The 11,909-nt window shown below is 40.5% G+C and carries 7 protein-coding genes; 4 read left to right on the top strand and 3 right to left on the bottom strand.

The window, feature by feature from the left end:
- The first annotated feature begins 774 nt into the window (after nucleotides 1–774).
- The 3 genes from ALT761_RS20545 to ALT761_RS20535 all read left to right on the top strand — a co-directional run bounded on the left by ALT761_RS20545 (nucleotide 775) and on the right by ALT761_RS20535 (nucleotide 5,684).
- On the top strand, nucleotides 775–2,244 hold the full coding sequence (locus ALT761_RS20545; RefSeq protein WP_129740779.1) for a hypothetical protein: 1,470 nt from the start codon (nucleotides 775–777) through the stop codon (nucleotides 2,242–2,244).
- 379 nt (nucleotides 2,245–2,623) lie between these two features.
- Entirely contained in the window at nucleotides 2,624–3,493 is an 870-nt protein-coding gene (locus ALT761_RS20540; RefSeq protein ID WP_129740778.1) for a hypothetical protein, read from the top strand.
- Between the two features lie 505 nt (nucleotides 3,494–3,998).
- Nucleotides 3,999–5,684, top strand: a complete 1,686-nt coding sequence (locus ALT761_RS20535) for a glycosyl hydrolase family 28-related protein (protein WP_129740777.1) — start codon at nucleotides 3,999–4,001, stop codon at nucleotides 5,682–5,684.
- Nucleotides 5,685–5,725: 41 nt separating this feature from the next.
- On the opposite strand, the gene ALT761_RS20530 is transcribed toward ALT761_RS20535, so the two are convergent.
- Both ALT761_RS20530 and ALT761_RS20525 read right to left on the bottom strand, forming a co-directional pair.
- Nucleotides 5,726–6,241, bottom strand: coding sequence for a hypothetical protein (locus ALT761_RS20530; RefSeq protein ID WP_129740776.1), 516 nt, complete (start codon nucleotides 6,239–6,241; stop codon nucleotides 5,726–5,728).
- 14 nt (nucleotides 6,242–6,255) lie between these two features.
- The gene (locus ALT761_RS20525) at nucleotides 6,256–9,255 is read right to left on the bottom strand and encodes a BNR-4 repeat-containing protein (protein WP_129740775.1); all 3,000 of its coding nucleotides are present in this window, start codon (nucleotides 9,253–9,255) and stop codon (nucleotides 6,256–6,258) included.
- A gap of 188 nt (nucleotides 9,256–9,443) precedes the next feature.
- On the opposite strand from ALT761_RS20525, the gene ALT761_RS20520 reads away from it, so the two are divergent.
- Nucleotides 9,444–10,904: a sulfatase gene (locus tag ALT761_RS20520; protein ID WP_232043615.1), complete on the top strand. Its 1,461-nt coding sequence runs from the start codon at nucleotides 9,444–9,446 to the stop codon at nucleotides 10,902–10,904.
- 52 nt (nucleotides 10,905–10,956) lie between these two features.
- Here ALT761_RS20520 and ALT761_RS20515 read toward each other — a convergent pair whose 3' ends face one another.
- Nucleotides 10,957–11,838, bottom strand: a complete 882-nt coding sequence (locus ALT761_RS20515; RefSeq protein WP_129740774.1) for a hypothetical protein — start codon at nucleotides 11,836–11,838, stop codon at nucleotides 10,957–10,959.
- Nucleotides 11,839–11,909: the final 71 nt, after the last annotated feature.

Here is an 11,909-nt window from a genome sequence, read left to right as displayed (position 1 = left end):
TATCATAACCTTATTTCAGGACCTCGAGTTATATTGACATGGCAAATACTTAATGTCTCGGATCGAATCTTTAAAACAGTAGCTATCATTAACTTTTGCCTGATTGAAATACAAAAATAGCGATACCTTTTCACTATCTCAATATTGTAGGGGTTTGTATTAATCGCATATGCCAAATAGATACAAACACAAATGGCGTTTAAAGCGATAAACTTAAGACAATAACTGATGCTAATTAAAAATTAAATTAGTTATCTCCGCAGCCCTTGTCCTTGTTGGGCTTTGGAAGTTTTCAACATCAACGTTTCCGCGGGAACAATCCACTGGTAAAGTGTAAGTCAGTATACATTTGAAAAATTTTGATTAGAAAACGATGAGACCCGAAGCAGAAACCTTTTCGGGGATTCGCCATACTAGAGCATTAAGTCTTTAATCATGAGTGCAATCGATATTGATTGTTTACTTTCATATTCGAAGATGACTGATAGAGTGGTCGGTCATATTATTTTTTGATAATTAAAACTAAAATAAAACTTCGCTAGAGCAGGCGGCATTACTGCGTTTTACCACTTTCCAGCAACAATTTTTCCGCGGAAAAAGCCACCAGTTAGCTAGCGTTACTTATCTAAAGTTTCTCTTTACTAATATACATCGGGAAAACTAAAAGTAACATCATTCAACTTGAAGGCTGTAAATATAGACAAGGAAATTGTTCTCAGATAACCTTTGGATCGAATCTGCTGCGTAATTAAAATCTATAGGAAGTAAATCAACGTGCGTGAACTTTTTGAGCTGTCGGATAAATATGGATTTAAAGCTCCCTTAGTCTCGGTATCTGACGACTTTGATTTTAAGGTTTTCATGAGAGTTTGCAGCTCTCTAGATATTTCACCAACATCAAGTGCTGTGGCCTCAGACATTTTTATTTCACTGCAAAACATTGAAGAACTTACCGCAAGCTTGGAATTTGTAGCTGAAAAAATTAACCGTAAATTATCTAATGTCCGACATCATCTTGTACAGCTGGAAAACAAAGGTTTAATCGTTAGTGAATTTATCACAACGGATCCTATCAAAAAGCGCAGAGGAAAACTCTTTAAGCTGGTCGTGCCAAAAGGCCATTTAATAGCCTCAGCAGAGTCAAACAACAAAGACCAAAACACTGACAACTTCCAGATAGTTTCGTCAAGCACGGTTGAAACGATTAACATCGAACGCTACGACGATAAGACAAGATTCATGGAGCTTCAGATAGTTCGCTACCTAGTTAAGGCAATGCGTACAAATCGAAAAGATAAAACGAGCTCACTTAGTATTAAGCTAAGGGAAGAAGGTAGAACGAAACCAATACTAATAACAGCAAGAGCAGAGGAGGGGAGATTAATTTATCTTCCTGACATGAGCTATTACGCTAGCGCAATTACCTGGTTAATTAATCATATTTCAGAACGAATTGATGAGTCAGAAACTATTGGAGAAACCTTCACTTTACCCTTAGAGCCCCTAATATCAATGGCTAAAGATATACCTGTATCAGAAGCATCCGCAGGTGGTTATATCACAAATGCAATTCAATCGATGCAGAGGATCTCAGCAACAACTTTTGATATGAGAGATTTCTATGACAGTAGAAAAGATTTCATCATCGATATAGAAATGTACTATAAGTTGTTTCGCCTAGAGGCAATCGTGACCTACGAAGACTCTAAGAATGTAGAAAAAAAGGCAGCCGTGATACAGTTTCCTAGATCTACGGTAAAAAATATCATCGCTGCTATTAAAGCAAAGCGCACGCTTGATGATATGTTACTCATCGACAGCGATGTTTTTGCAACTAAAAACGAAATAGAGATTTTATTTGGGCTTTGGGCACGTGAACATCTAATTACAGGTAGACAAGCGCAACAGCTATATGCGTGGAATGAACTTCGTGAGTCTGTAGCCCCATCTTCAAGTCTGAATGAATTTAAGCGCAAGTTCTCAAACATGGTTATGGCTAACGCTGATCCGTCTTACAAAGCAAAGATTGATGAAGCAGTAGCGACAAAGATCGCCAAACAGGTTGGAACAACTTATCTGTCCGAACAACGCAAAGGAGAACTTGTTGTTGAATATGGCCGAGCTACGGTGCAAGGCTATTTGATCAATATTGGCTATTCACCAGAGCAGGGCTCATCTGTAATAGCGTTTAGGCGCGATATGTCTGCACTTCATATATTGGGAAAACTAGACGATCGACGTTAGCTCTACATCATACTTATTTAGTTGGATCGAATCTTTAACTGAACAAAATCGAAAAATACCTCTTGGATCGAATCTTTAGAAAGATCACTAATAGATCGCGATCCAGCTTGATCTATCATACCTTTCATATAAAGATTACATCCGTCAAAGTGAATAATAATAAAATATATAATCTTTAAGTGCTCAATGACGAGCATTTAGAAATATGGACAGATAAGAAGCGCTAAAAAACAAAACCCGTGAAGTGTTGGCGCACTGCACGGGTCTTTAGATGTAACTATTTCGAAGCAGTTACACATCTAATTTTAGCGGTTTACCAGATCAGGTCAACCACTAACGCGTTTTTTATCAGCAAATCACGTATATTGTTGGTAAAAAGATGAATTCTAATAGCAAATTTGACGATGTACTTTTTATGTCGTCAGGGCAATTTGAGCAATTGACGGACACGGAATCCTTTGTGTTTTCTCACGTCGCTTTTTTTGCTTGTCAGCTAAAACCATACAAGCGTTTGTTTAAGCAAACCACACAAGCAATCTGCAATAAAGTGGGTTATTCACCTAATGCAGTGAGATCCGCAATATCATCATTAATTGCCAAAGGTTTCTTAATAAAGAGTGAACCGCAGATAAGAGAGCACGGGTCTTACCATCCGTATTACGATAATATCGCTCATCATCTTAAAATAGGCGATAATAGCTACGCCCTGCTATTTGCTAATGAATTAGAAAAAACGCTTACAGCAGCTAAAAATAAGAAAGTAAAAAGTCAAGAACGTGTAATTACCTTTTTCAAAGTACAAGTAGGCCAACTCAAACGAAACTGTGGAATGCTGTCTGGAAATAGATCGAAACACGTACACAAGGCTCTGATCTTACATGGCTACCTATCAAATCAACATAAATGGAATGTAGAGAAAGGCAGGCAGCATGTTTGCAGAACAGTACCTTTTCTCGCTCACTTTCTCAATTGGTCTCAGAACACAGTAAGACGGGTTCTAAATACCTTAAAGAATCTAAAAATTGTAGTTTTTGATTTCACAAATGGGATCCTAAAATTTTTGTCGGTGCATTCATTTTCAATTGCAGTGACGTCTTTACATGGTCTAGTCACTAAGCTTTCTACACTCGTAAATAAAACAATTCCCCTCAAAAGCGTTTCACAGCAAACCCACACTCCTCGAGCCTCTAAGACGCCGCAGGAAGCAGCTCAACACCTTCAATACCTAAAGAGACTAGGTAGAGTTTAATCCTCTACACCTTGCGCCCGTTAACGTAAAGTTATAAAGCTACTTAACACTTTTTTATAAAAATTAGCCGTTTTTATCTATTTCCTATCGAAAAATATGTGTGCTTTTCAATAAGCCTATGTACTCACTCATGCAATTAATAATTTTACATACTCAAACGCGCACAAATTCCCAAATTAGCGCCATTCATGAGTAGGTGCAATTCCATTGCTGAGCAGTAACAGCCGTTGATGAGGGTATGAGTACAATCGAATTCATTATAATCCTTTGCTGCAGACATTAGATGATACATATATGTTAGATAAAGGAAGATTAGATGGCTGCGCCATATCTACTAATTTTAAGATTAGATAAAAAGCATGTTTAATAAGCGGAGCACAGTATTTGTTTTTACTATGATCCTGGTGATAGAAGGCAGTCAATATTATTGACTGAAAATGGTTGTTATTGACCTGTTGTGAATATATTGTAAAAGTATCTTTAGAATATATAGCTTGTTTTAATAATGTTTACTGTTAATAACCCACCTTTCATTGATACATCTATACGTGCATTCATCTCATTAATTATTTTATCAGCAAGTGCCTCAGCAGCAGATATAACAAATAAGGCTGAAGAGCTACTCAGCACGGAAGCGGTATACCTTCCTGATTATTCATACGCAGGATACCACTTTGGTGATAAACATATTCCTTCCAAAACTAACACCACAAGTGTAAGCGTGACAGATTTTGGGGCTATTCCAAATGATAATAGAGATGATACTAAGGCTATCTTAAATGCATTAAATCATGCGCATACTATTGATGGACATGTAACAGTAACACTACCTAAAGGGCGATTTATCGTAAAAGATATTCTTAAAATTAGCCGAGGGAATATTACAGTTAGCGGTAAGGGAATGGGTGCACAAGGTACTCAACTATACTTTCCAATGCCTCTTTCAATTATTGATAAAACACCCAATCTAGATGAATTAAGAAAATATCTAAGGCTGCATAATAAAAAACAACGTGATACAGAAATTTACATAGATGACTACTTCTCAGAATATTCTTGGTCTGGTGGTGTGATATGGATCCAAAAAGCAGGGACGCGACCAGTGCCTTATCTAGAAGAATTAGATCAACAACCTCAAAAAATAGCTATCGCTAAAAAGGGTAAAAGAGGTGAGAACATATTAGAGGTTAACGACGCTTCAGATATTTCTGAGGGGGACGTACTTAGAATAGACTGGCATAATAAAGACGGTAAACAAGGCGGCATTGTTAAGTCTATTTACGGCGATACCGAACAAGTGATCGGCTCGCACCATTTTGATTTTCCAAATCGTCCGCTAGTAATGCAACCCACTCAAATAAAATCAGTTCGCGGAAATATAATCGAGATACTCGATCCTCTTTTGCATGACATTAATAATGATATTCCTGCTCACTTATCGTCATGGGAGCACTTGCAAGAAGTTGGTATTGAGGGGCTATCAATTCAATTTCCAACGGGCGATACCTATGGCCACCATGTTGAACAGGGGTTTAATGGTATCTACTTAACAAGTGTTTTTAACGGTTGGATTAGGGATGTAAGCTTTAACAATGCAGATAGCGCTATATTAACTGAAAATAGCGGCAACGTGACCATATCAAATATACACAGCTACGGTACGCGTTTTGGGCATTACGGTATTCACCTTGGTAGCGTGCACAACTTTTTGGTTGAAGATGCCAAAATTATGAATTCTACCGTTCATACATTTAGCATGAATACCAAATCTACCAAAAGTGTGTTTTTACGAGGTGTGGGTTTTACTCAGCCTACACTAGATCAACACGCTGGGGCCAACCACCAAAACCTTTACGACAACATGACTTTCCATATAGAAGCAGAACGTGATGAAAAGGGCCCATACTACGATTTATGGTTTGGAGGTGGGGCAGGGTACTGGCAACCTGGTCACGGCCGATACAACACGACGTGGAACTCCAAATTACTCGTTGAAAGCGGGGCTGATAGTAATGAAACTGTTAGAATTATGGGACAAACAGAAGGACCTGATGCTAGAGTCATCGGGATGTATGGAAATAGAAGGTTTGACGTAGAGCATTACCCTTCACCACATATAGGTGAGATAAATTCAAAGGTAGCCATATCTTCTCTTTACGAATATCAGAAACAACAAAGATCAAAAGAATAAAAGCAAAATGGCCCAAGGTTTAAAACCTTGGGCCATTTAGGTTATAGCACTCGTTTTCTTAGAAGTACAAGGCCAGCAATACAAAGTATAGCCAAGGTTGGTGGGGCAGGCACCGATGTTGCGCTTATATCATCCCCGTCAAAGTTTTGCGCTAACATCTCAATCGACACAAGTTCAGGCGATGACACGCCATTTTCTAAAGCAATAAAGCTAAATGTCCCTAGTTTAAACGACGTACCGAGAACATTATCCCAATTAGCGAGTAGACCCAACTGAAACACTAATTCATCCCCTATTGCAAAAGCATCGTCAAAATAGGAGTTATCGAACACACTATCTGTAATGAGAAGCATATCAAAGTCAAATAGACTGGCGTCGAACCCCCATACGACTTCAAGAACGTCTATTTCTGGATTAGCGTTGTTGACGAATACCTCAAGTTCTATGATGTCGCCATTTAGGTATGACAATGAATCATTTGAAAAGGTAATGAGCGATGCCTTGGATGAAAAAGACATCACTAAACCAATAATCAATATTAAATTCGCAATCTTCATTTTTGTTATTCCTTTTAATTAGAGCCGCAGCGCGAATAAGTACAGCGACGAATTAAACCTCGTGTATCTCTATTGTTAACAACACCATCGCCGTTAAAGTCATAGCGGATATCTATAGTTTCACCCGCTCTTAATTTTGCGGTGAAAAGCCTTGTATCGTTTTTGTCTACTACCGAATCCTTGTTAAGGTCACCGAGCAAATCAATATTGATAAAAATGCTTGATTCAGACTGCTGGTTGTTTGAATCGGTAGCGACAACGCGCGCTAAATGTGAACCTGCTGATAATTCAAGTAATTCATTTGAATAACCATCGGCTCCCCATTCAAATGGAGGTTCGTAGATTTCTCTTATTAGTTGGTCATCAATGTAAAGCGCTAAGCTGACGAGAGAAATATCTTCGCTCGCTGTAGAGGCGTCTGCCGTAATAGAAAGGTTTTGATATTCTGTAAGCAGTGAAATATCGCTTTCGTTAATCATCACTGAAGGCCCCGGTAAGCTCAGAACAATCAGCGTCATATCAGTTTCAGTCTCAAGTCCTGCGCTATCTCTTGCTACAGCGGTAAACGTATGAGTGCCCACGCTTAAAGGTGCGGGATTTGGTTCATGACGGTCTAACCACCCCATAGCGCCAAATTCGTATGGCGCATGAGAATGCCCAAAATTCCAGACTGGGCGCGTATCTACCCTTACTAATTCGCCATTCTTATAAAGAGTAACCGACTGAATATCACGGCCCTCAACAGGTGATTCTGCATCAATAGTAATTGCTAATTTTTCATAACCTTCATAGACAGTCACGGTTGAATTAGGCCATGTAACAACTGGTGGCTCAGGCTCTCCTTTCACCACTAACTGCATCGACGCTTTAGATTCTTCACCCTCGCTGTCAATAGCAACAGCAGTAAACTCATAGGTGCCAGAAGTTAGCGGCGAGGGATTCGGTGAATGAGTATCATGCCATCCCATCGCACCTGTTTCGTGTGGTTTTGAAGCATGGCCAAACAAGTAAGGAAGGGAAGTATCCGTTCTTACAAACTCTCCATCAATATAAAGAGATACCGACTCTATGGTGCGTCCTTCAACAGCGCTTTCTGCACTAATGTTGAGACTGAGTTTCTCAAAGCCTTCATCGACTTCCAAACTCTCTTGAGGAAAGGATATTACGGGAGCATTTGAATTAACGTTAAGTACCATTGTTGCAACAGAGCTATCTCCTTCGCTATCTACTGCAACGGCTTTAAAAATATGGCGTCCTGAAGGAAGAGGGGAGGGGTTTGGCTCATGCGTATCTAGCCAGCCCATTGCACCTGTCTCATGTGGCTTAGAACCATGACCGAATAAATAGGGTAGGGAAGTGTCTGTTCGCACTAGCTCATCGTTGATGTAAAGCGTAACAGATTGAATCGCTCTTACTTCAATTGGACTTTCAGCAGCAATATTAAGGCTCAATTTCTCAAAACCTTGCTCTACAGTCAGTGAAGGAGAGGGGAAGGATACAATTGGGGCATTAGCATCACTTTCTAAATCTAAATCAATAATTTGAAGATAAAGCGGCATCGCGTTACCAGATGTACGCTCCATAAGGTAGTAGTAGACTTTACCGTCCTTTATGTACAGCGTGCCATGATCAAATGTTGGTCCATCGCTGGCTTCGTAAACTCTAACAAAGTTATTGGTACCGCCTTGCGCTTTTTCAACATAGGGGCGACCACCCTCTAACCCTACAATATAAACATTATCTCCAGATGTATAAATCTCGCTTGCGCCAGTAAAATCAGTACTAATTATGAAATCTTCAGCGCCAGCTGGTTTATATGAATGAATATAGACTTCTTCGTAATCAGGTCTGCTGCGATCTGTTGAACGAACTTTACTGATAATATGAATGTCACCTTTCTCGGTAACCGTCCAGTCAAAGCTTCCCACAATGTAAACCGAGTTGGCATCGGTATGACTTACATAGTCGCCTGGCTCAAATACCTTTATTTCGTCAGAATTAATAAGGGGCCATGTCATTGGTTCGCCTTTGTGATTCTTCCAATCACCGAAACCATCTGGATGGTCTGAATAAGCGTAATAAACACCATTTTGATATTTATACTTGTCTGAATTGTCGTTGCTTCGCTGTTGAAAGCCAACACGAAGCTTGCCATTTACGTATTTCATGTTTCCGTAAAGGCCCCAGTTGTATGGATTTCCTTTAAGTTTTTGGTTGTTTTCATTGAATTTGGTGAATGTTGACCATGTTTCAGTCTCAGCATCATAGCGATTGAAAACATAAGCGCCGTTGTTATTGCCGCCCAAGCGCATATAAAGAAGCAGTGTACCGTCTACCGTAGTAAAAAATTTAGGGTAGGTAAGGCGAGCAAAATTCCCTTTATCACTGAGGTCTCCTGTCATGGTTAGATGCTTATAGTCATTCTCTCCCTGGCTAACCTCGCTGGTATCTTTAACAAATTTATCTAAAGTAAATTCTGAATGTGGGAGTTCGGCAGCCCCCGCAATACTGTAAGAATATCTGAAGAAATCATCCTTGAACTTACCGTCGTGATTATTGTTATCGTAAGCGTGCATATCGAACACCATGTGAATGGTGCCATTTATCGGGCTTACCGATAATCCAATAGTATTGTGAGACTCTCCAACTAAGGGATCGCCCCTGAAACCAGTATGCCTGTGAGGAAACTCTATTGTAGATAGCTCTCCGCTGAGAGTGTTGTAACGAGAGAGCATCACATTTCTTTCGCTTTTCCCGCCCTTATACCACGTCATAAAGACGTAATGCTTGTACGTTTTTACGGCATCGCCGTGTGCGGAAATATTTGGACCAAAGAAATAGTCGTATTTCTCTCCCGTGTCGGGTGTGCCCACGTTAGAAAAATCAAGATTTCTCCCATCGAAGTGCAGCCCTTCATCTGTAATTTTTACTTGTTGTTCAAGGGTTACTTCAGCGTTTAGCGTAAAGGCACCCAACAAAGTAGTTGAAACTAACAATGTTTTTAGACATTTCATAAGTTTATTAGCTCAAGATAGTTAAAAGTAAATGTGGTGGTTTGTGATCAAATGTTAATACTGCAACATTTCAATAACATTCAATTTCAGGCACACCATATTACATTGCGTTTACAAAATCATTACTTTATGATCAATATTAGTCAAAAGTAGTCATTTGGAATGGGCCAGTGAGAAGGAAAAATAGAATGATGCGTAGCAAGGCTTTTTTATTGGGTGGTGCATTTGCCCTTGCGACAGCGAACGCATTTGGGGCAAGCATGCCAGAAGATACCAATAGTCGACCAAATGTTCTTATGTTGGCTATCGACGATTTAAACAGCTGGGTAGGGGCGATGAATGGCCACCCTAGTACCAAAACGCCTAACATTGACGGACTGGCTTTACAAGCCACCACGTTCACCAACGCCCACGCGCCTGCACCGCTGTGTGGCCCATCAAGAGCAAGCATTATGACAGGGCTGCTCCCATCGACGACTGGTATTTATGGCCATGTAAAAGACAACGATATTCGCTCTGCAAATATGACAGCGGCGCAATCTACTTTTTTAAGTGAATACTTCAAACAACACGGATATTACACTGCAGCAGTTGGAAAGATATTTCATCATGGAATAGCTGACGGAAGCTTCGACGTATTTGGTGGAAGAAACGGGCAGTTTGGACCTTACGCACCTGAACGGTTTAAATGGACCAAAAAAGGAACGAATACTGATTGGGGGGCGTACCCTGAAAAAGACGAGATGATGCCTGACTATGATTCGGCTAAATGGTTAGTCGAGCAGTTGCAGCGTAAGCACGATAAACCGTTTTTTATTGCTGGTGGATTCCTTCGGCCGCATGTGCCTTGGACCGTACCGCAAAAATGGTTTGATATGCATCCTATCGATAACATTGAGCTCCCTCCGTATTTACCCAACGATTTGGATGACGTGCCAGAAATTGCTAAGCGTATTTCTACTTTTGAGATGATGCCAACAACCGATTGGGCAATCGAGTCGGGAGAGTGGAAAAACATTGTGCAGGCCTATCTGGCGAGTATTTCGTTTGTAGACCATTATGTTGGCCAAGTGCTGGATGCGCTAGAAGCCAGCGAATATGCTGACAATACCATAGTTGTGCTATGGGGCGACCATGGTTACGATGTAGGTGAAAAAAACCGTTTTGCTAAAATGGCGCTCTGGGAAACGTCGACCAAAACTACACTCATTATTAAAACGCCTGAATCGTCTTCAAAAGCAGTCAGCAATCAGCCCGTAAGTTTAGTCGACATGTATCCTACGCTAGTAAAAATGGCCGGGTTGCCGGAAAACCCGCTCAATGAAGGGCATGATATAACTCCCTTAATCACCAACCCCAATGCCGATTGGGAGCATGTTGCTCTAACTACGTTTGGCCCTAACAACCACGCGGTAAAGAATGAGCGTTTTCGATACATTCGTTACGAAGACGGTAGTGAAGAGTTATACGATCATTCAACAGATCCTAACGAGTGGAATAACTTAGCTAGTAATCCCTTCTATTCTGATGTGAAGGATAGGCTTAAAGCTAAGTTGCCTAAGCAAAACGCTAAGTGGTCGCCAGTGTCTCAATATAAAAGTAATGAGTATTTTAAAGCGCTAACAGAAAAAGCGGCGGCAGGAGAATAGAAAAGTAGCACGCGTCAGTAATTTTAACGCGTGCTTGTCTAATTTAGCGCCCTTATTCGTTAAGCGTCAGCTTTATATCTTCGGGTGTGGCATGCTTATTTCCACCACCATCTGCGCCCGTTATCCACCAATAAATCATACCGGCATCGGAGCTATCAAATTTACCCGCTTGAAAAGGAACGATACCATCTTGTTCTGCATATTCGAGCATTTCGTAAATAAGAGAGATACCTTCGTTTTCACTATCTTTAGCCCAATCCCATGCACTTATCGGCGTTTGCAAACCTTTATTCTGATCGCCTATTTGGTGTTCTTCAACACCGAAATCTAGAATTTGCTGCCAGGTAAAATAATCACCGCTGTTGTCATTTGCCGGGTGGTGGGACACTACTTTTACATATTGTCGCCTACTTACTTCTGATTTTTGTAAGGCATAGCCAATCACATCAGGTTCACCTGCTTCAATAATCCATAAAGGTCTTTCAGCGGTCGCCCTATTTATGGCTATCGTTAAATCTTCTATTGCACCTTGTTGCTCCGTTCTGCAATTAAACAGCTTTTCAGTGTTTTCGAAGGGACCAAAAACATTTAGCGCGCGGTTGATAGAACTGTCGAGCACACGCTGACGTCTACTCTCGTTCTCCGAGTCTATTTGATACCGAGCTTTATTCCTAAAAGGGTCTAAATCGCAAGAGTGAGAAATATGTACCAATCTGTCGGAAGCGTTGGCTTTATCGAGTAATGCTAATAAAACTGGAGTAGCGCCAATGTCATCAGGGTCGGGGGAATTACCGTCGATTACCACTGCAAGTGTACCGGCAGGTAAATTAACGTGCTGAAGAGGCGAAGGCTCCGCCTGCTTACTAGTAGGAGATACTGGATTACAAGCACTAAGCACAATGCTTGCTGCCACTATATTTATCAAAGATTTCACAGAAGACCCTTTAATGTTAAGTACCAAAGTAACTCCAGACGCATTGAATAAAGCACTTTATGATTGTAAAT

Source organism: Alteromonas sp. 76-1, assembly GCF_900654235.1.
Lineage (GTDB): Bacteria > Pseudomonadota > Gammaproteobacteria > Enterobacterales > Alteromonadaceae > Alteromonas > Alteromonas naphthalenivorans.
The sequence above is the reverse complement of the archived record's forward strand: the minus strand, read 5'-3'. Positions and strand labels throughout refer to the sequence as shown.